Source organism: Clostridium sp. CTA-17, assembly GCF_054767895.1.
In genome coordinates, this window is record NZ_BAAABF010000002.1 from 327180 (window position 1) to 347244 (window position 20065).

The following is a 20065-nucleotide window of genomic DNA, read 5'->3' on the forward strand; positions in this document are numbered from 1 at the left end:
AAATGGGGTGGTTTAAGAGTATGTTAACTAAAGCAGCAATTAAATATTTAAATGTTCAACCAGCATTAACTAATCCTATTACTATACAAGAGGCTTATACCTATGAAACTAATGTAATTAGAAATAAGCTTTGGTATAGGGGAGAGCCATATGAACTGGACCAATTCTTTAAGAATATATCAAGTGATCCAGTAAATAAAGCTAGGTTTTGGAGTGCTGTACCATCAGAAGACTTAAGTATAAGAAAAATACATAGCGGATTACCTGCAATGATAGCCGATAAATTAAGTGATATAGTTGTAGCTGACTTGGATAGTATAGAAGTTACTGGAGAGGCTGATAATACATTATGGGAAAAAATAAGAAAAGATAATAAGTTTGATGATATGTTAGGTGATATAATTGCTACTACATTAGTTAGTGGTGATGGAGCTTTTAAACTATCTATAGATACAGAGATAAGCAAATATCCAATAATAGAGTTTTTCGATGGTGATAAAGTTGAATATATAACTCAAAGAGGAAGATTAAAAGAAATAAAGTTCTATACTTTTTATACTAAAAATAATAGACAATATAAATTAAGTGAAACTTATGGAAAAGGATATATTAATTATAATTTATATAATAGTAATGGAAATGAAGTTTCTTTAAATACACTTTATGAAACTAGAGAACTTGCAGATGTAACATATAAAGATGATTTTATAATGGCAGTACCATTAATGTTTTTTAAATCTCCTAAGTTTGAGGGAAGAGGTAAAAGTATATTTGATAATAAATCAGATGCCTTTGATGCATTAGATGAAGTTATAAGCCAATGGATAGATGCCATAAGAGATGGAAGAGTTCAAAAGTATATACCAGAGGATTTAGTTCCTAAGGATATTAACGGTAACTTAATGAAGCCTAATCCATTTGATAATAGATTCTTAAAAGTAGGCTCTAGCCTTTCAGAAGATGCAAAGAATGAGATAGATATGAAACAAGCTAATATAAACTATGAAGCTTATGTTGAGAGTTATTCAAATGCTATTGATATGTGTTTACAAGGTATAATAAGTCCTAGCACTTTAGGAATAGACCTTAAGAAAACAGATAATGCAGAAGCTCAAAGGGAGAAAGAAAAGACTACTTTATATACTAGAGGAAAAATGGTTGATATATTAACAGAGGTTATACCAGAGTTGGTTGATATAATCTTAAAGACTAATGATGTATTAAACAAAAAGAATACTGGAGAATATGAAGTAAGTATTGTATTTGGAGAATATGCAAGCCCATCATTTGATTCAGTAGTAGAAACTGTAGGGAAAGCTAAAACATATGGAGTAATGTCTATAGAGCAATGCATTGAGGAAATGTATGGAGATACATGGACAGAGGAAGAAAAGGAAGAAGAGATAAAAAGAATAAAGGAACAGAATGGCTATATTGTAGCTGAAGAACCTAAGACAGTAGATGATTCTGATATGTCATATACTGATGATAATGAGGTTGAAACAGATGGACAAGAGGGATAAGGATATACAATTATTAGCTGATATACTTAGAGGAATTACTGAAAATAAAATAAAAGAAAATGCTAAAAAGGAAAGAGATAAGTCTTATGATATTAGAAATATATTCGAGCAAATAGAGCTTGATTTAATTTCTAGTATGCATAGGGCTTTTTATTTTCATCAAGCAGAGCAGAGTAAAGAAGGATTCAAATGGGAGCAATGGCAAAAAACTAAGCTTAGAGAAATTGAAAAGTATAGAAAGAGAAATAAGAATATAGTTGAGGAATATAACAAGCCTATCCAAGAAGCTATAAACAGAGAGATTCAAGGGAAGTTTACTAAAGGTCAAGAAAATACAGAAAAGTTAATAGATGAAGTAAAGATAAAGTTTCCAGAGAATATAAAAGAACCTCAAACAGTTAGAGAGTATATTGCTAAAGAACTAGGGAAAAAGGCTACTCCACAAGTTGAAGAAAACTTCTTTGGTATTAACGAAAAGAAACTTAATACATTACAAGAAACTGTTACAAATGATTTAAAAAAGGCTCAAATGTCAGTTTTAAGAAAGATGGATGATGTATATAGGCAAATAATATTTAAAACTCATGTATATTTGCAAAGTGGTACTAAGACTATTAATCAAGCTATAGATATGGCTACTAAGGATTTTCTTGAGAAAGGTATAAATAGTATAACTTATAAAGATGGTAAACAAGTTAATATTGCTAGTTATGCAGAGATGTGTTTAAGAACAGCAAGTCAAAGAGCTACATTCTTAGGTGAAGGTAAGAAAAGAGATGAATATGGAATACATTTAGTGGTTGTTACAGCTCACGCAAATACTTGTAAAATGTGTGAACCATGGCAAGGAAAAGTATTGATTGATGATATATTTTCTCATGGCACTAAAGAGGATGGAGATTATCCATTATTAAGTGAGGCTGTAGAGAAAGGATTTTTACATCCTAACTGTAGGCATACATTAGCAACGTACTTCCCAGGTATAATAAGACTTCCGGTAGTTCCTAATGAGGAAGATGCTATTAAACTTTATGAGGTTGAACAGAAACAGAGATATTATGAAAGACAATTAAGAAAGTGGAAGAGATTCAAGGCTGGTACTTGTGATGAAGAGAATAAAGAAATAGCAAGTAAAAAGGTTAAAGAATTAGAAAAAGCTTTAAAGGATCATTTAGAAAGCAATAAAGAGCTTAGGAGAAATCATTATAGAGAAAGAATCTAATGGAGGTATTTCATATGTCTACAATAACTCAAGTTACACTTATAATTTGTGTTACAATAATTTTATTGATGATTATAAATGAAATAGGGGAGTATTTTAAGAGAAATAAGGAGGAATAAATATGAAATTTGGATTGGCTTTAAAAGCTATGAAAGAGGGAAAAAAAGTAAAACTTCCAGAGTGGAAAGGATATTGGGTTTGGGACAATGAAAAAGAATCTATTTTCATGCATTGCAAAGATGGAAAAGTATTAGATATTAGAGAAACTCAAGATGTTTATTTTACATTCTCTAATGTTGCTAGAGAGGATTGGAATATTATTGATTAAAATAATTGATAAAGGTTTAGTGATTACCTAATATTATAAGTTAGAAATATAAATTATCTAAATAAGCACTTACTAAAATAGTAAGCGCTTATTTTTATTCAGGGAAAATTATTTTTTTTGCTGTTTCTGAAGCAATATCTACTAATATGTCTCTTAAAGCAGAACCAACAACAGAACTTGTCTTATTAATAGCTAATTTAAGTTTTGTAGCTACTAACTTTGTTTTAGGTGTATCAACTAAAACTGAATTTAAATTTTGTTTGAAATAATCAAGTTCTTCTTGAGATAATGCACTTTCTAAAGATAAGAGTTCATTTGTGCTATCTAATTTCTCTTTTGTCCAAGGGTAGGGTTCACCGCAATGAGGACAAAATGCTGGAGTGGTTTTAATTTCTGAATAAAAGCTATGATGATCACCTTGAATATAATTATTGCATTTTGGACAACGGATAATTGTTTTTTCACCACATTTAGGACAGTATTCTTTTGAATATTCCGGAAATTCATTATAGCTACCATTAATGATATGACCACTTAAACATATTTGTCCTATATCATAATATCCCATATTGTTCAACTCCTTTCAATCAATTTAATTATATAACATTTACATATTTATTACATTATATAATTTGTCCAAAACTTGCTTAAGACCTTAAACTGTGCATGGAATTAACAGCCGACAGGCTATAAATGGAGGTATTTATGTCTATATTAAATTTTAATTTAAGAAAAAGATTAGGTATGAAATTAGCTCAAGATGATGGAGTGGGTAATGGAGGAGCAGGTTCAGAAACTAATTCAACTGATAATTCAGATGGAGAAGGTGATGGAACAGAGGAAACTAATCCAAAAGAAGAAAAAACTTTTACTCAAGAGGAAGTAAATAAGATGATTAAGGATAGGGTGGCAAGAGAAAAGAAAGGACAACCATCTAAAGAAGAACTTAAAGCTTATCAAGATTGGAAAGAAAGCCAAAAGACAGAGACTCAAAAGCAAAGTGAAGCTTTAACTAATGCAGAAGCTAAGGCCAAAGCAGAAGCAGAGAGAGCTAATACATTAGAGGCTAAAGTAACTTGCTTATCTAAAGGTGTTTTAGCTGATAACGTTGATGATGTTGTTATATTAGCTAAAGCTATGATAAGTGATGATGTTAATATGGATCAAGCAGTAGATAAAGTTTTAGAAAAATATCCAAGCTTTAAAGGAGTGCAGCAACAAGAGGAAAACAAGGGATTTAAAATTGGTGCTGGTTCTGAAGGGCAAAAAGAAAATGTCAATGATGCTTTATCAAGAGCATTTGGAAATAAATAATAAAAAGATTAGGAGTGATATAAATGGCAGTATATAGTTATGCTGAACAATTTGAAAGAGAATTACAACAAAAGTATGCGAGAGAATTAACTTCTTATGATTTAGAGCAATCTAATCCACAAGTTAAATTCATTAATGCACAAACCATTAAATTACCTAATATAACAGTAAGTGGATATAAGGACCACAATAGAGGGAATATGGGTTTCAATACAGGAACAATATCTAATGAATGGGAACCAAAAAAATTAGCTCATGACAGAGATATAGAATTTGCTTTAGATCCTATGGATATAGATGAAACTAATTTAACTTTAGAAGTAGCAAATGTTCAGAATGTATTTGAAACAGAACAAGCTATTCCAGAGAGAGATTCTTATAGATACTCTAAGCTTTACGCAGAGGCTAAAACATATAAATCAAATGGAGCTGTTATAGACAATACAACTTTAATTACAGAAAATGTATTAGATTGGTTTGATGAAAAGATGGAGAAAATGGATGATGAGGGGGTACCATCAGAAGGAAGAATTCTTTATGTTACTCCAGCTATGAACAAAATAATTAAGAATGCACAAAATATCCAAAGAAGTTTAGATGTTAATAGCAATAATGGAAAGATAGATAGAAGAGTATATTCTTTAGATGATGTTACAATCAAAAAAGTACCATCATCAAGAATGAAAACAAAGTATGATTTCACTAATGGATGTGTTCCAGCAGGTGATGCAAAACAAATCAATATGATACTTATACATCCATCTTGCCAAGTAACTAGAAGTAAATATGCTTATATGAAGTTGTTTACTCCTGGTACTGATTCAAGAACAGCGGATAAATATGTGTATCAGACTAGGGAGTATGGAGATACTTTCTTAATAAAAAATAAAGCATGTGGTATAGCTATTAATGCAGAGGTAGAGGGCTAGAAAGGAGTAATAATATATGAAGGCTATTAAAGAAAATAAAGTTTATACAATAACTGAATCTGAACAGAACTTTTATAAACAACAAGGATATGACATAGTTAATGATGACGGGGAAGTTATAGAACGTGGAGCAGGGAAATCTATTTCTTATGAGGAATATATAAAGTTAAAAGATGAATTAGATCTATTAAAAGATGAAAACTATACTTTAAAGCAAGAAAATGAGAAATTAAAAGAAGAAAATAAAAAGCTTAAAGCAGAAAATAAAGAGTTAAAGAAGTCTTAGTTAAGGCTTCTTTTTCTTTATAAGGATGTGAGAATATGTCTTATGTAGATATTTCATATTATAAAGATAATTTCAAAGGTAATATCATTAATGATGATACTTTAGAAAATAGATTAGAAAGAGCATCAGATCAAATTGATAAATTAACCTATAACAGAATAATAGGAATAGAATTTGAAAATTTATCTCCATTTCAACAAGATAAAATTAAAAAAGCAGTTTGTTTACAGGCTGAATTTATAGAGCAATATGGTGAGTTTATAAATATGCCCTTGAGTGGTTTTTCGGCTGGTAGCACTTCAGTATCTTTTAATGGAAGTATTATAAATGGAATAACTACAACACAGGAAGTTATTAATTATATATCTCAAACTGGTTTAAATAGTAGGAGGATATAACTATGGGAATTAAATTACCATTTCCTAAATGGCTTTTAAAAACACCAGTAGATGTTTACCATACTTATATGAATGAGGATGGTGAACCAGTAGAAGAGTTAATTTATAAAGGATTAAGTATATATAATGAAAAGGGAAAGAATATTCTCGATGCAGAGAGTAGACTTGTAACTTTAAGTGGTACCGTAACAATTGAAGGTGATATTTATCCTAATAAATTAATTGAAGGATATATAAAGGTTGGAGATTTTAAAAAAGATATTTATAAGTCATCAAGGCCACGTAATCCAGATGGAAGTGTATTTTCTACTGAATTGGAGCTTATCTAATGAAGGCTAAAGTAACAATAAAATTAGATAGAACTAAGATAAACACTTTAATAAATGCTAGAAATAAAGCTTTAGAGGAAACTACAGAGGCCATATTAAGTGATATTAAGACAAGTGCTGTAGTTCCTAAGGATAGTGGAGAACTTGAAAGAAGTGGTTTTGTTGATTTATCGAAGGTGGATGATGGAATAGCATCTATAATTTTTGATACACCATATGCTAGAAGATTATATTGGCATCCAGAATATAATTTTAGACAAGATAAAAATATAAATGCACAAGGTAAATGGATGCAATCTTATATTAATGGAGATAATAAAGAATTTGTAACAGATACATATAAACACTTTTTTAAAATGTTTAGTAAAGGAGTGATAAAGTAATGTTACTAAGTGAAATAAGAGAATATTTAAAAACTAAAATAGAATTTCCTCAATGGTATATAGGAAAGATAGATGCAACTAAAGAGCAATGTATAGGTATCTATAGTATAAGAGGACCAAGAAATCATATAGCCTTAGGTGGTTTAGAAAATACAAGCTATTCCACTAAGGCTATTTCTATATTAGTTCATTGGGGAAAGAATGCTAATATAGCAGAACAAAAAGCTCAAGAAGTATTTAACGCTTTATTTGGTCAAGAAGCTGTTATAGGTGGGAAAAGAGTTATAGATTTTGATATGAGAACTAGCGAACCTATAGGAGTTGGAACAGATAAAAATAACATATATGAATATGTAATAGAAGTAAATATAATACATGAAAGGTAGTGAATAATTATGGCATTTACAGGAGTTTTTCCAGTATATAATCTTAAATTTAAGATAGGAACAAAAGGAAAAGCAAGTCAATCTCAAGATATGCAGACTATAGCTGATATGGAGAACTTTGGTATTAAAATAGATGGTAAGGTAGAAGATTGGACACCAATGGATACAGCAGGTTGGGCAAGAAGTTTAATGACAGGAAAGAGTTTCTCGATATCTTTAAAAGGTAAAAGGCATGTTGGCGATGCTGGAAATGATTATGTTGCAGCAACAGCATGGAAAGATGGATTGGATTGTAGTACCAAAGGAGAAATGGAGTTCCCTGATGGTTCAAAAATAACATTTGATTGTGTAATTGATGTTAAAAATATTGGTGGAGATGATAGTACAAAGGTTGCACCATTAGAATTTGAACTTAAAGGCGATGGGAAACCAACATACACACCAGGAGCAGGAGAATAATAGGAGGTATAAATAATGGCAAAAGTATATAACATAATGAATAAAATGGTTAATGTAAAACCAACAGTAAAAATAGATGAAGAGCATGAGTATAAAATTAATAATACTAAGAATAATGCTATATATATTCAATCGTTAGCTAGAGGAAATGATAAAAAAGGCGACAAAAATTATGATGAAATGGAGTTTATGAATAAAATAATAAAGGCTTCTCTAGGTCAAGAAGCTTTTGAGTATATAGATAGTAAAGGCGAAGAGTGGAGTATGGCACAATATGAAGCAATACTTAATGTAATAATGGCTGCGGTATCTAATGTTGAACTTGAAGAGATTGAAGAATTAAGCAAGAAAGAGGCTAAGCGATTTCAAGAAAGTGAAAAATAATCAATGGTATGATTTATTTGAAGATTGGGAGCTTATAGAGGCTTCTTTTACAGCTCAATACGGAATAAGGCTTAGGAATGAGCCAGATATGAGTTGGGATGAATTTTGTACTTTGCTTAGTGGAATAATGCCTAAAACTCCATTAGGTCAAATTGTTTCCATAAGAAGTGAAGAAGATGAAAATATGCTTAAGAACTTTTCAGAGGAACAACATAAAATTCGTGATGAATGGAGAAGTAGACAAGTAGAGCAAATGACAGATGAAGAAAAAGAGGAGCAAATAAAAGAAATACAAGAAATTCTTAAACAGGCGTTTAGTTAATACTAAATGCCTTTTTGATTCTAAGAAAGGTGGTGAGATAATGGCAGATGCAGATTCAGTAGGAAAAATTGGTCTTGACTTAGAGATACAAGATGGTGATATAGGAAAACAAATAGAGAAAATGGCTAGTTCTATAGGTAGTCAGATAAGTAAGTCGCTAGAAGGAATAACAGGAAAATTTGATTTTAATTCAATAACGAAAGGAATTTCTGAATCTTTAAATAAAGGAATGAATAATATTGATGAAACTATAAAATCTAGTGTTGAGAAAAGTAAAGCTAATATTCTTAAGACAATAGAAGAAATAAAATCAAAAGCTTTAGATGCTATAAGAAGTATAATAGCTAAATCTAAAGAAATAAAAATTCCTATTCGGTTTTCTCCAGTTAGTAATATTGCAATGCCTAGTAGCAAGGTACCAACGCAACCAATAAGTAGAAGAGGACCACCAAAAAGTAATGTTGGAGATTTAGAATCTATAAAATCTAAGATTGAAAATCTTTCTAATAGTTTAGAGATAACTAATAGATCAATAGAGCAGCAACAAGAAAAATTATCAGGATTGAAGGCTGCTTATAATTCTACGTTTAATCAAGCTAGAAAAAACAAATTACAAGAGCAAATATTAAAAACAGAAGCTGTTATAAATAAACTTATAGCTAAATCTGATGCAACAGGGTTTAAATTAGCTGATTTAGATAGGCAGTTTGAGAAATTAGGTAATTCAGCTAAGAATTCTACTTTAGGATTAAATGAAGCAAGTAATAGTATGAAGAGGCTTGAAAATAATACAAGTAGAACAAATAGAAATTTAAGAAATGCTAATAACTCTACTAGACGATATAGAGAAAATATGAATGGTGCTAGAAGTGCAACGGGGATGTTTATTGATAGTATGTTTAGGTGGGGAATAGTATTCCCTTTAGTAATGAAGGGGATAACCACTGTTGCTAGTTATATAGGAAGTGCTTTAATGACTAATGCACAATTTGCAAATAGTTTAGCACAAATTAGAACTAATCTTATGGTTGCATTTATGCCTATTTATCAAGCGGTTTTACCTGCATTAAATACTTTAATGAGTGCATTAGCAACAGTAACAGCATATATTGCAGCTTTTATAAGTGCTATATTTGGTAAAACATATCAAGCTAGTTTTGGTGCTGCTAAAAGTATGAATGCTTCTATAGCTTCAATGAAGAATATGGAAAAGCAAGGTAAAAAAACATCTGGAGCAGTAGATAAAATAGGAGATTCGGCAGAAAAGACAAAAAAGAAAATACAAAGGTCCTTAGCTGGATTTGATGAAATAAATAAATTAAGTATTCCAGATGATTCTGATAAAGCTCCAAAGGCTCCAAAAGGAGGAGGCGGTGGTGGAGGAATAGATCCGATACCAATGGTTGCTCCAGATATAGATTTAAGTCCAACAAGTGTAGCAATGCAAAAAATAAATGCTATGGTAGAAAAGCTAAAAGACATTATATCTAAAATATTTCAACCTTTTAAAAATGCATGGGCAAGAGAAGGAGCTGCAACAATTGCAAGTATTAAATATGCATTACATGGAGTTTGGGAGCTTATAAAAGCTATAGGTATTAGTTTTTTAGAAGTATGGACTAATGGAACGGGAGAAAAAATACTTGTAGTTATTCTACAAATTTTACAAAACATATTTAATATAGTTGGAGATATAGCAATTACATTTGCAGATGCTTGGAATGCTGGAGGAATAGGAACAGCTATAGTTCAATCTTTAGCAAATGCTCTTTTAAATGCACTTACATTAATTAAGCATATGGGAGATTCTTTAAGGCAAGTTTGGGGAGAAATTGGTCCTGGATTAGCAACTACATTCATGCAAATATTAAATGCAACATCAGGAGTATTAGAAAATTTAACTCAAAAATTAATTTATGTTTGGGATAATGGAGGTAGTCATTTATTCCAGGGATTTATAAGGCTAGGTGCAAAAATATTTGAATTAGCTGGGTATATTTATACTAATTTTGTTGCTCCTATGGTTAATTGGTTTGTAAACATGATAGCTCCAGTTCTAGCTAAATTAGCAGATATATTAGGAATTGTTTTAGATGCGTTTAGCAACTTAATAAATTGGTTAATGGGTAGTGGAAAGCCAGTATTAGATACAATTATTATTGTTTTAGGAAGTCTTGGTGCTTCTATACTAATAGTTAAAGGAGCATTAACTTTATGGACAATAGCTCAAACAATTTGGACAACTGTAGCAAAAACAAGTACTATAGCAACAACATTACTAGGTGGAGCAATAGCATTTTTAACAAGTCCAATAGGAATTGCAATAGTTGCTATAACAGCAATAATAGCTAGTGGAGTAGCTTTATATAAAAATTGGGACTTTGTAAAAGCTAAAGCTATAGAAATATGGGGAAAAATAAAAGACATATTTAATAGCTTTAAAGAATGGTTAAGGAATGTTTTCCAAACAGATTGGTCAAATTGTTTTGGAGTATTAGGGAATCTATTAAATCTTTTCTTAAAAAATGTAGATAATGTTTTTCAATCTATCAAAAAAATATTTGGTGGAATAATAGACTTTGTAACCGGAGTATTTACTGGAAACTGGAGCAGAGCTTGGCATGGCGTTGTAGATATTTTCAAAGGTATAATGAGTGGATTAGGTTCTGTAATTAAAGCGCCTCTAAACTCCGTTATTGGGCTAATTAATATGGCTATAGATGGTTTAAACAAAATTAGTTTTACTACTCCAGATTGGATTCCTGGTATTGGTGGTAAGCACTTTGGAGTTAACATAGCTAAAATGCCTTATTTGGCTAAAGGCGGTATAGTAGATAAACCAACACAAGCCGTAATAGGAGAGGCTGGAACAGAGGCAGTAGTACCACTAGAAAATAATACTGGTGGATTAAATTTACTTGCTATTAAACTTTCAGAAAGAATTAATAATATGTTATTACTTTCTAATAATGCATTAAAACAACCTGATTTAACAATGTTAGGTCAAAATATTAATAGTAATGAAAAGAAGAGTATTAATGATCCAGAGTTCATAGAAAAAATAAAAGAAGTTATAATAGAAGCTATTTTAGAAGCGATGAAGAATAAAAAAGATAATAGCTATAATAATTCAGGACCTCAAGAGAGTGGTGATTTAATATTAAGAATAAAAGATACTGATTTAGGTAGAATTGCAATAGAAGCTATAAATAAAGTGAATAGACAAGCTGGAGAGCAATTATTAAATCTTTAGGAGGTGGCAACTATAAGAATTAGTATAAATGGAGTAGCAGTTGCTTCTCCAAAGAGTTTTAAGGTTAACATAATGGATTTAGATGGAGAAAATACAGGAAGAAATTTATTAGGTGTAATGCTTAGAGATAGGATAAGAGTTACTAGAAAACTTGAGTGTGAATGGGGGCCTTTAACATCTAATGAGATTAAAACAATATTACAATCAGTAAGTGGAACAGAGTTTCCAGTTACTTATCCTGATCCAATGGAAGGAGTTACAACTAAAAATTTTTATGTAGGAGATAGAAGTACACCAGCTGTTGATTTTAATAAGAATGTATGGCAAGGTCTGTCTATGAATTTAATAGAAATATAAATAAAAGAAAGAAGGAATTGAAATGTCAGAAGAAAATATAAAAGTAACAAGCACAATAACAGAATCTACCAACTTAAATGGAACAGTAAATATAGAAAAGGATGGAATGAAGCAAACAGTATTAACAATGAGTTGTAGTTTAACTCAAAATACTATCGCAAATATTCAAACATATCCTACTAATATGGAGTTGTTCTTAGCAAATTCTCAATTAGTTCAAGCTGAGGTTCAAAAATTTAGAACAAAGGCTACGGAAGTTGGCAAAAGCTTAAATTGTTTTATACTCTAGTTTATTAGAGCTTACAAAATGTAGGTTCTTTTTTAATGAAATTTTTAAAAGAAAGAGGTATTCAAAATGGTTAAAATGACAAATAAAGAAATATTAGAAAAAGTTAATGTATTAGGAGAAATAAGTTTAAGAAAGTTACCAGTTAAAGTTTCTTATGCTATAGGCAAGAATATATCTAAAGTTGAAAGAGAATTAAAACACTATAATAAAGAAAGGCAAAAATTAATAGAAGAATATTGTTTAAAAGAAGGTGATGGAACTCTAAAAATAACAGAGGGAAATTATGATATTGATCCAGAAAGATTAGAGTATTTTAATAAAGAAATTAATGAATTACAAGAAATTGAAGTTGAAATGGATATACATAAATTTAATATTGAATTATTAAATGGTTATGAAATGAGTCCAGGAGAGTTAATGTGTATTGACTTTATGATAGAGGAATAATATAAATATTAATCTTTAGGAAAGGGGGTTAGTATTTGTTTAAAGTATCAGAAGCATTTAATAAAGAAATAAATAAGTTACAAGGAAGAAAATTTAATGCTAAGGTTATTATAAGAGATAAAGAATATAGTGGAAATCAAATATATGAAATGAATTTAGAGGAATCAGTTAATCCTAGTGATAGTTTTTCTATAGGATCAATTTGTTCTAACAGTTTCGATATAAAACTAATTAATACAGGAGATATATTTGATAATGCTATTGTAAAACCATATGTAGGATTGTATATAGGAGATGATATAGAATATATACCTTTAGGTGTATTTACTGTAATTAAGACTAGTGTAAAAGGAAAATTTATAAATCTTGAGTGTGTAGATAATATGCTAGGGTTAGAAAAAGTATATTTTTCAGATTTATCTTATCCAGCAGATATAAACGATATTGCTAAAGAAATATGTAAAAAGGCAGGCGTTAATTTAGCCAGTAAATTACCTAATTATAGAGTTAATAAAATAGAGGGATATTCATTAAGGGAAGCTATAGGATTTATAGCTTCCCTTTGTGGTTCATTTGCTAGATTTAATAGGATAGGTGACTTAGAAGTTAGAGATTATGAGGTAGTAAAGCAGGAAATGACACCTCATAATTTATTTAAATTAGATATTGAAGCTAATGAGTGTATTATAAAAAAAGTAATAGCAAAAAAAGGTGAAGAAGAATTAAGTACTGGTACAGATGATGGAAATAAAATTGTATTTAATAATCCAATAATAACTAAAGAAATTTTAAGTGATATATATACTAAATATAATGGGTTTAAATATATACCATATACAGCTAAGTGGAAAGGTAACCCAACTATAATGGCTGGAGATATATTAAATTTAACTGATTTAAATGGGAATAAATATAATGCTTTAATAATGGAGCAAAAGTTTACCTATAAGAATGGTATTTCATCAGAAGTAAAGGCTAAAGGAAAAACTAGACAAGATTCTAGCTTTGATAATAAAGGATCAGTTACTCAATCAATGGAGAGATATTCTATTGAACAAGCAAATATAAAAAAGGCTTTAATAGATAAGGCTAGTATAAATGATTTAACAGCTGTTGATGCTAAAATACAGAGGTTATATACAGATGATTTAACAGCGATAAGAGCTGATATAGTTACTTTAAATTCTCAAAAAGCTAATATTGTAGAATTAAACTCGATAAAAGCAGATTTACAACAAGCTATAATTGGTAAAGCTAATATAACAGATTTAAACGCAGCAGTTGGAAAAATAAATGTATTAGAATCTAAAACAGCTAGTATAGAAAATGCACTTAATAAAAATCTTACAGCAGAAAATATAGCGACAGGAGCAATAACAGCTGGTTCGGGAATAATAGCAGAGGGAGCTATAGGAGATGCAGAAATAAGTTCTTTATCTGTAAATAAGTTAAAAGTTGGAGATATAACAACTAGCAAACATAGAATTGTTAGTGCAGATGGAACCATAGAAATTGTAGGAAATCAAATTCTTATTAATAGAAATAATGTTAATAGAGTTATATTAGGAGAGTATAGGAAAACAGATAGTACTACAGATTATGGACTACTTATCAGAGGTAAAGATGGTAAAACCATAATGCTTGATTCAGACGGAGTTCATAATGCAGGGATAGCTAATGGAGCTATAGATAATAATAAAGTAGCTGACAACGCTAATATAAGTGGTAATAAGCTAGATATAAATAGTGTTATTAGAGAAGTAAATAATAATGGTACTGAAACTATTAAGGGTACTAAGGTTACTGTAGGTGATAGAACTTTAGATGTAGAATTATCTACACAAAATAATACTATTACAGAGCATAGCAAAGAACTATCTAGTCAAAAAGCTTCCTTAACCGCTTTAGATAATGCATTAAAGTTTAAAGTAGATTCACAAACTTTTACTCAGAGTACAACTACTATAAATAATAATATTAATAGAGCTAAGGAAGAAGCTATAAATAGTTCTAATTCTCACGCTGATAGTAAAGCTAATGAAGCTCTTAATAATGCTAAAGCTTTTGTTAATTCAGAAATTACTAATGTTAATACTCATTTGAATAAAAATACTAGCGAGATAAATATTTTAAAAGGTCAGATAGAAAGTAAAGTTTCTCAATCAGATATAGATAAATCTATTCAAAATATAAAATTTAATGATGTAAATATGATTTTAAATTCTGGAGAGTTTAAAGACACAGATCATTGGAGCTGTACAAATGGTTCAAATAATTTAACCATAGAAAATAGAATATTAAAATTTAAGTTTACTAATTATGCTTCTTGGGGATGTTATATTTCTAATAATAGTTTGCTTAATAAACCTTTAGACATTTCTAAAAAATATACAGTTGTATGTAAGTTAAAGGCTTCAAAAAATCAAATTTTAACATTTAATATTTGTGATGGTAATAGCTATAATTATGTGTTTGGTAAAGAATTAAGCTTAACTACAGAATGGCAAATATTTAAATTTACATTTAATCCAACTCAAGTAGGAAATGAAAGACAGTTTAGATTTATTACTAGCAACTTAGGATATGACTTTGATTTGTACATTGAATTTGTAAAAATGGTTGAAGGATCAACTTCTTCAGATAGTTGGAGCATGGCACCAGATTATGTTTTAGATAATATTAAAACAGTAACAGATAAAATAAGTATAGTAGAAAGTAAACTTACACAAGAAAATAATAGTATAAAAGCTAGTGTTCAAGATTTAAATTCTACAACTCAAAGTATTACAACTAATGTAAGTAATATAAATAGAGATTTAACAAGTAAAATAAATTCTAATTTAGATGCAGCTAAAAACTTTGCTACAGATATAGCTACTAATAAAGCTAATACAGCTAAACAGGAAGCTATAAGTAGTGCTAATAGCCATGCTGATAATATTGCAGCTAGTAAAGCTACAGAAGCTATAAATAATGCTAAAGCTTATACTAACGCAGAGATAACTACAGTTAATAATAAAGTGCATAATGTAGAAAGTAATTTAAACATACTTTCAAATGAAATAAAAAGTAAAGTATCTCAATCAGATATAGATAAAAGTATTTCCGAGATTAAATTAGGTGGTAGAAATTTATTATCTAATACTTATAAATTCAAAAATTTAAATAACTGGAGTTTATCAAAAGGACCTAATCAAAATGGAACACTAGAATTAATAGAGGATTCTATATATGGCAATGTGTTGCATACAACTAAACCTAATTCAGTTTCATGGTGGGTTTTAGCTAATTATCCAATTAGATTACCTGAAGGAAAATTTACAGTAGGGAAAGAATATACTATATCATTTTATGCAAAAGCTAAAGAGCCAGTTTCAATAGATATTTCATTTATTGATGCTAATGGATTAAATTCAGTATCTTCAAGCCTTCACTTTAATTTAACAACAGAGTGGAAGTATTATTATGGAACTATAAGAGCTAAGGCTACTGGAAATAAACCAGAGCTATATATAACTTCTAATAATATAGGAGAGCACTGGTGGACAATGTTTAAGTTGGAGGAAGGTAATAAGCAAAGTGATTGGAGTCCTGCACCAGAGGATACTACTAGTCTTGTAGAAGATAGTATAAGAGTAATAGATACTAAAATAACTGATGTATCTTCTTCAGTAACACAGCTTAGAGATAGTGTAACAACTCAAATTAACTCTATTAATTCAAAAACACATTCTATAGAAACTACATTGAATGGGAAAGCATCTAAACAAGAAGTTACAGAAGTTAATAATAGAGTTGCAACTATAAAAGCTAGTTTAGATTCAATAACTCAAAGAGTAAGCTCTACAGAAAGTAAAACACAAACTTTAGAAATTAACATTAATGGTAAGGCTAGTAAGGAAGAAATAGTCAGTATTAACAGTAAAGTAGCAAGTATAGAAACAAGTTTAAGTGGTATAACTAATCGAGTTTCTTCTACTGAAAGTAAGACAAGTTCTTTAGAAGTTAGTATTAACAGTACAAATTCAGAACTTAACATTTTAAAAAATAGTATAAGTACTAAATTAGAAAAAATAGATAGTCATATTAAGTATGGTAGTACAAATTTATTAATTAATACAGAATTCTTAAATAACTTTTACAACTGGAATAAGAATCAATATGTTGGACTTGATAAGTACCAGGAGAAAGATTATGTAGGAGTTATGATTCAAAATAATAGAATTGGTACAGAAGGAACTCTTTGGCAAAGAGCCACATTAAAAACAGAAGTAACATATACATTAAGTTTTGAAGAATATACAGATGATATAAGTCGTTGGTGGGTAGGAATTTACTATAAACTAAATGGAGCAACTAAATATATAACTTTATTTGATTCTTCAGTAAATAAACATAGCTGGCAAAAAAGAGTATTTCAATTTAAACTACCTTCAGGAGCTACAGAAACAGATGTAAGTTTTTATAATTATGGTGGTTCAGTAGGAAGAGTTTGGGTTTGTAATCTACAATTAGAAGAAGGGGAATTTGCAACACCTTATAAATCTAATCCTTTAGATTTTTCTAAATTTAGCTCAGCAATAACTCAAACAGTAGAAGGAATAAATACAGAAGTTTCTAAAAAGGTTAATGGAAGAGATATAATATCAACTATTAATCAAAGTGCCGAATCTGTGAAAATCAATGCTAGTAGAATAAATTTACAAGGTTATGTTACAGTTGGAGATTTAGGAAGTACTAATGTTACTACTATAAATAATGCACACATAACTTCAGGAACAATAGAAGGTAGAACTATGATAGCTCTTAATGGAACTGGTAAGCAAAATGGTGTTCTTACAGTAAACAATGGAGAATCATACTTAGAATATTTTAGGTGTAGAGAAGCGTGGATGATGTCGCCATATGCTAATGGGTGGAGAGTTCCTTTAGTACACTCAAAGTATGGGATTAAAGACAATGAATCTTCTTCTGATATGATAGATGAAATTGCATTTTATAGAGGAACTGATGGAAGAAATTATCTACAAATAACAAATACAAAAACAGGTCGTGTAGAGTATATAGAATTGTATCGAAGTGCTTTTGATACAGTAACTATACTTAATAGACTAGATAGAATAGATGCGAAATTAGCAGGGTTATAGAGGACAGAAAGGACAAAAGAATGGAAAATATATTTGATTATTTAAAGATAGGTATTGTAGCAATAGGAACTTTATTTACATGGCTATTAGGAGCATGGGACACCCCTTTAGTTATACTTATAGTCTTAATGGCTTTAGATTATATTACTGGCATTACTAAAGGCTATGTTAATAAAGATTTAAGCAGCAATATAGGACTTAAAGGAATAGCAAGAAAGGGAGTTATTTTCACTATTCTTATAGTAGCTGTAATGTTAGACAGACTTTTAAATACAGGAAATTGGATATTTAGAACTTTAGTATGCTATTTTTACATAGCTAATGAAGGCATAAGCATTATAGAAAATGCAAGTGAATTAGGTGTACCAGTACCAAGTAAATTAAAAAATGCATTAATACAACTTAAAGAAGATAAAGAGGATCATAAGAAATTATGATTCTTTTTTTATAAATAAAATTAAGAAAGAAGGAATTAAAATGTTAAAAACAATTTTAAAATTAGTAATTAAAGTATTAGAAAGTAAATTACAAAAAAGTGGGTTAGAAGAAAAGATAATAAAAAATAAACAGTATATAGATATAGCAAAGCAAGTGTGGAATGTAGTTGAAGAAAACTTCCGTATCACAGAATCAGTAGAAAAGAAATTAAGTTCTAAATCTTATGAATTTGACAAAATGATGATGGATAAGTTTCCAGAGTTATCACCAACAGATGTAAAAGAATTAAGACAAAGTATTGCTGGAGAAGTTAATAAAGGAAAAGAGGCTGTTTTAGAAAATTCAGAGATATTAAAGAAGTTACAAGAAGAAAACCAAGAGCTTAAGTCTAAGAATATTGATTTAGAAAGTAAACTAGCTGCAATATCAAACTATGTGCCAGTGGAAAACAAATAGTTTATTAAGGTAATAGATAGGACTAGAGATAGTCTTTTTTTATTGGATTTAATTATAGAAATTTAAAAGAAAGAAGGAATTAATAATGCAAAGTAGAAACAATAATAATTTAAAAGGAATTGATGTATCAAACTGGAAAGGAAATATAAATTTTAAAAGTGTAAAAAATGATGGTGTAGAAGTAGTTTATATTAAAGCTACAGAAGGTAATTACTTTAAGGATAAATATGCTAAACAAAATTATGAGAGAGCGAAAGAGCAGGGATTAAGTGTAGGATTTTATCATTTCTTTAGAGCTAATAAAAGAGCCAAGGATCAAGCAAGTTTTTTCATAAATTATTTAAATGAAATAGGAGCAGTTAATTATGATTGTAAATTAGCTTTAGATATAGAAACTACTGAAGGTGTAGGAGCAAGAGATTTAACCTCTATGTGTATAGAATTCTTAGAAGAGGTAAAAAGACTTACTGGAAAAGAAGTTGTTGTATATACATATACAAGCTTTGCAAATAACAATTTAGATAGTAGACTAGGTAATTATCCAGTTTGGATTGCACATTATGGGGTAAACACTCCAGGAGCCAATAACATATGGGATTCATGGGTTGGATTCCAATATTCAGAGAATGGAAGTGTAGCTGGTGTAAGTGGTGGATGTGATATGAATGAGTTCACTAATGGAATATTTATTGATTCAAATAATTTTACTTTAGACAATGCTACTACTAAAAATGTAAGTATTAAATTAAATATAAGAGCTAAAGGAACTACTAATTCTAAAGTAATTGGCTCAATATCAGCTGGTGAAACATTTAAAATAAAATGGGTTGATGAAGATTATCTTGGTTGGTATTACGTTGAGTATAATGGAATAGTTGGCTATGTAAATGCAGATTATGTAGAAAAGCTACAAATGGCTACTACTCATAATGTAAGTACTTTTTTAAATGTAAGAGAAGAAGGATCATTAAATTCTAGAATAGTAGATAAGATAAATGCAGGTGATATTTTTAGAATAGATTGGGTGGATTCCGATTTTATAGGTTGGTATAGAGTAACAACTAAAAATGGTAAAGTAGGCTTTGTTAATGCTGAATTTGTTAAGAAACTTTAATAAAAATTGAATGTTATTTTTATTTTATGTTAATAAATAAAAATTTTATTGATAAAATAAATATAAAGTCTATATAATTAAGGCATACTCTACTTTAACTATTAGATAATTAAGAGGAGAGATAGGCATATAAATATATACGCCTATCTCTTCTCTTTTTAGTTTAAATAAGTATAAAAGCGTAAGTGATTTTAAACACCTTTATCAACGCTTTAATCATTTAACTATATCCCAATTATTAATATACTCAAATTTATAAATTATATTCATGAAAAATAATAACTTTATCCATTAACAAAAA

22 protein-coding genes are annotated in these 20065 nt (G+C 29.3%); 21 read left to right on the plus strand and 1 reads right to left on the minus strand.

Translation table 11 applies throughout. The annotated features are described in order from the left end of the window. The first annotated feature begins 2 nt into the window (after positions 1-2). The 3 genes from ACYUCG_RS05825 to ACYUCG_RS05835 all read left to right on the plus strand — a co-directional run bounded on the left by ACYUCG_RS05825 (position 3) and on the right by ACYUCG_RS05835 (position 3073). Entirely contained in the window at positions 3-1523 is a 1521-nt protein-coding gene (locus ACYUCG_RS05825) for a capsid protein (RefSeq protein ID WP_460268279.1), read from the plus strand. Next, the gene (locus tag ACYUCG_RS05830; protein ID WP_460268280.1) at positions 1507-2745 is read left to right on the plus strand and encodes a phage minor capsid protein; all 1239 of its coding nucleotides are present in this window, start codon (positions 1507-1509) and stop codon (positions 2743-2745) included. The genes ACYUCG_RS05825 and ACYUCG_RS05830 overlap by 17 nt, the downstream gene beginning before the upstream one ends. Positions 2746-2866: 121 nt before the next feature. Beyond that, on the plus strand, positions 2867-3073 hold the full coding sequence (locus ACYUCG_RS05835) for a Thoeris anti-defense Tad2 family protein (protein ID WP_124229159.1): 207 nt from the start codon (positions 2867-2869) through the stop codon (positions 3071-3073). A gap of 94 nt (positions 3074-3167) precedes the next feature. Here ACYUCG_RS05835 and ACYUCG_RS05840 read toward each other — a convergent pair whose 3' ends face one another. Further along, a complete protein-coding gene (locus tag ACYUCG_RS05840; RefSeq protein ID WP_124229158.1) occupies positions 3168-3641 on the minus strand; it encodes a DUF2321 domain-containing protein in 474 nt (157 codons plus the stop codon). Positions 3642-3778: 137 nt separating this feature from the next. Between ACYUCG_RS05840 and ACYUCG_RS05845 the strand changes: the two genes are divergently transcribed. From ACYUCG_RS05845 to ACYUCG_RS05930, 18 genes are all read left to right on the plus strand, one after another. Beyond that, a complete protein-coding gene (locus tag ACYUCG_RS05845) occupies positions 3779-4387 on the plus strand; it encodes a hypothetical protein (RefSeq protein WP_272452087.1) in 609 nt (202 codons plus the stop codon). A 23-nt stretch (positions 4388-4410) separates the two neighbouring features. Then, complete coding sequence (locus ACYUCG_RS05850; RefSeq protein ID WP_460268281.1) at positions 4411-5316, plus strand: capsid protein; 906 nt, start codon at positions 4411-4413, stop codon at positions 5314-5316. 16 nt (positions 5317-5332) lie between these two features. After that, entirely contained in the window at positions 5333-5602 is a 270-nt protein-coding gene (locus ACYUCG_RS05855) for a hypothetical protein (protein WP_265917873.1), read from the plus strand. A 35-nt stretch (positions 5603-5637) separates the two neighbouring features. Beyond that, entirely contained in the window at positions 5638-6000 is a 363-nt protein-coding gene (locus tag ACYUCG_RS05860; RefSeq protein WP_460268282.1) for a head-tail connector protein, read from the plus strand. A 2-nt stretch (positions 6001-6002) separates the two neighbouring features. Further along, positions 6003-6329, plus strand: coding sequence for a hypothetical protein (locus ACYUCG_RS05865; RefSeq protein ID WP_460268283.1), 327 nt, complete (start codon positions 6003-6005; stop codon positions 6327-6329). After that, positions 6329-6712, plus strand: coding sequence for a hypothetical protein (locus ACYUCG_RS05870; RefSeq protein ID WP_460268284.1), 384 nt, complete (start codon positions 6329-6331; stop codon positions 6710-6712). The genes ACYUCG_RS05865 and ACYUCG_RS05870 overlap by 1 nt, the downstream gene beginning before the upstream one ends. Further along, positions 6712-7098, plus strand: a complete 387-nt coding sequence (locus tag ACYUCG_RS05875; protein ID WP_460268285.1) for a phage tail terminator protein — start codon at positions 6712-6714, stop codon at positions 7096-7098. Before ACYUCG_RS05870 ends, ACYUCG_RS05875 begins: the two co-directional genes overlap by 1 nt. Positions 7099-7107: 9 nt before the next feature. Then, on the plus strand, positions 7108-7557 hold the full coding sequence (locus ACYUCG_RS05880) for a phage tail tube protein (protein WP_460268286.1): 450 nt from the start codon (positions 7108-7110) through the stop codon (positions 7555-7557). A 15-nt stretch (positions 7558-7572) separates the two neighbouring features. Next, positions 7573-7941: a hypothetical protein gene (locus ACYUCG_RS05885; RefSeq protein WP_078233608.1), complete on the plus strand. Its 369-nt coding sequence runs from the start codon at positions 7573-7575 to the stop codon at positions 7939-7941. Beyond that, a complete protein-coding gene (locus ACYUCG_RS05890) occupies positions 7931-8263 on the plus strand; it encodes a Gp15 family bacteriophage protein (protein ID WP_061414490.1) in 333 nt (110 codons plus the stop codon). The genes ACYUCG_RS05885 and ACYUCG_RS05890 overlap by 11 nt, the downstream gene beginning before the upstream one ends. A gap of 40 nt (positions 8264-8303) precedes the next feature. Continuing rightward, positions 8304-11516, plus strand: a complete 3213-nt coding sequence (locus ACYUCG_RS05895) for a hypothetical protein (protein WP_460268287.1) — start codon at positions 8304-8306, stop codon at positions 11514-11516. 3 nt (positions 11517-11519) lie between these two features. Then, positions 11520-11873 (plus strand): DUF6711 family protein, encoded by a 354-nt coding sequence (locus ACYUCG_RS05900; protein WP_460268288.1) that lies wholly within the window; start codon positions 11520-11522, stop codon positions 11871-11873. 22 nt (positions 11874-11895) lie between these two features. Next, on the plus strand, positions 11896-12162 hold the full coding sequence (locus ACYUCG_RS05905; RefSeq protein WP_003460286.1) for a hypothetical protein: 267 nt from the start codon (positions 11896-11898) through the stop codon (positions 12160-12162). A 66-nt stretch (positions 12163-12228) separates the two neighbouring features. Next, a complete protein-coding gene (locus ACYUCG_RS05910; protein ID WP_460268289.1) occupies positions 12229-12609 on the plus strand; it encodes a hypothetical protein in 381 nt (126 codons plus the stop codon). A 35-nt stretch (positions 12610-12644) separates the two neighbouring features. Further along, the gene (locus ACYUCG_RS05915; protein ID WP_460268290.1) at positions 12645-17756 is read left to right on the plus strand and encodes a carbohydrate binding domain-containing protein; all 5112 of its coding nucleotides are present in this window, start codon (positions 12645-12647) and stop codon (positions 17754-17756) included. Between the two features lie 20 nt (positions 17757-17776). Continuing rightward, positions 17777-18193 (plus strand): phage holin family protein, encoded by a 417-nt coding sequence (locus ACYUCG_RS05920; RefSeq protein WP_003460274.1) that lies wholly within the window; start codon positions 17777-17779, stop codon positions 18191-18193. 40 nt (positions 18194-18233) lie between these two features. Continuing rightward, positions 18234-18650 (plus strand): hypothetical protein, encoded by a 417-nt coding sequence (locus tag ACYUCG_RS05925; RefSeq protein WP_283701030.1) that lies wholly within the window; start codon positions 18234-18236, stop codon positions 18648-18650. An 85-nt stretch (positions 18651-18735) separates the two neighbouring features. Then, the gene (locus ACYUCG_RS05930; protein ID WP_460268291.1) at positions 18736-19764 is read left to right on the plus strand and encodes a GH25 family lysozyme; all 1029 of its coding nucleotides are present in this window, start codon (positions 18736-18738) and stop codon (positions 19762-19764) included. Positions 19765-20065 lie beyond the last annotated feature (301 nt).

What these genes read in the sequence shown, in the direction of transcription:
- ACYUCG_RS05875 (WP_460268285.1), top strand. Translation starts at nt 6,712, where the DNA reads ATGTTACTAAGTGAAATAAGAGAATATTTAAAAACTAAAATAGAATTT.
- ACYUCG_RS05905 (WP_003460286.1), top strand. Translation starts at nt 11,896, where the DNA reads ATGTCAGAAGAAAATATAAAAGTAACAAGCACAATAACAGAATCTACC.
- ACYUCG_RS05910 (WP_460268289.1), top strand. Translation starts at nt 12,229, where the DNA reads ATGGTTAAAATGACAAATAAAGAAATATTAGAAAAAGTTAATGTATTA.
- ACYUCG_RS05845 (WP_272452087.1), top strand. Translation starts at nt 3,779, where the DNA reads ATGTCTATATTAAATTTTAATTTAAGAAAAAGATTAGGTATGAAATTA.
- ACYUCG_RS05920 (WP_003460274.1), top strand. Translation starts at nt 17,777, where the DNA reads ATGGAAAATATATTTGATTATTTAAAGATAGGTATTGTAGCAATAGGA.
- ACYUCG_RS05830 (WP_460268280.1), top strand. Translation starts at nt 1,507, where the DNA reads ATGGACAAGAGGGATAAGGATATACAATTATTAGCTGATATACTTAGA.
- ACYUCG_RS05895 (WP_460268287.1), top strand. Translation starts at nt 8,304, where the DNA reads ATGGCAGATGCAGATTCAGTAGGAAAAATTGGTCTTGACTTAGAGATA.
- ACYUCG_RS05835 (WP_124229159.1), top strand. Translation starts at nt 2,867, where the DNA reads ATGAAATTTGGATTGGCTTTAAAAGCTATGAAAGAGGGAAAAAAAGTA.
- ACYUCG_RS05870 (WP_460268284.1), top strand. Translation starts at nt 6,329, where the DNA reads ATGAAGGCTAAAGTAACAATAAAATTAGATAGAACTAAGATAAACACT.
- ACYUCG_RS05860 (WP_460268282.1), top strand. Translation starts at nt 5,638, where the DNA reads ATGTCTTATGTAGATATTTCATATTATAAAGATAATTTCAAAGGTAAT.
- ACYUCG_RS05930 (WP_460268291.1), top strand. Translation starts at nt 18,736, where the DNA reads ATGCAAAGTAGAAACAATAATAATTTAAAAGGAATTGATGTATCAAAC.
- ACYUCG_RS05840 (WP_124229158.1), bottom strand. Translation starts at nt 3,641, where the DNA reads ATGGGATATTATGATATAGGACAAATATGTTTAAGTGGTCATATCATT.
- ACYUCG_RS05880 (WP_460268286.1), top strand. Translation starts at nt 7,108, where the DNA reads ATGGCATTTACAGGAGTTTTTCCAGTATATAATCTTAAATTTAAGATA.
- ACYUCG_RS05925 (WP_283701030.1), top strand. Translation starts at nt 18,234, where the DNA reads ATGTTAAAAACAATTTTAAAATTAGTAATTAAAGTATTAGAAAGTAAA.
- ACYUCG_RS05885 (WP_078233608.1), top strand. Translation starts at nt 7,573, where the DNA reads ATGGCAAAAGTATATAACATAATGAATAAAATGGTTAATGTAAAACCA.
- ACYUCG_RS05850 (WP_460268281.1), top strand. Translation starts at nt 4,411, where the DNA reads ATGGCAGTATATAGTTATGCTGAACAATTTGAAAGAGAATTACAACAA.
- ACYUCG_RS05855 (WP_265917873.1), top strand. Translation starts at nt 5,333, where the DNA reads ATGAAGGCTATTAAAGAAAATAAAGTTTATACAATAACTGAATCTGAA.
- ACYUCG_RS05825 (WP_460268279.1), top strand. Translation starts at nt 3, where the DNA reads ATGGGGTGGTTTAAGAGTATGTTAACTAAAGCAGCAATTAAATATTTA.
- ACYUCG_RS05865 (WP_460268283.1), top strand. Translation starts at nt 6,003, where the DNA reads ATGGGAATTAAATTACCATTTCCTAAATGGCTTTTAAAAACACCAGTA.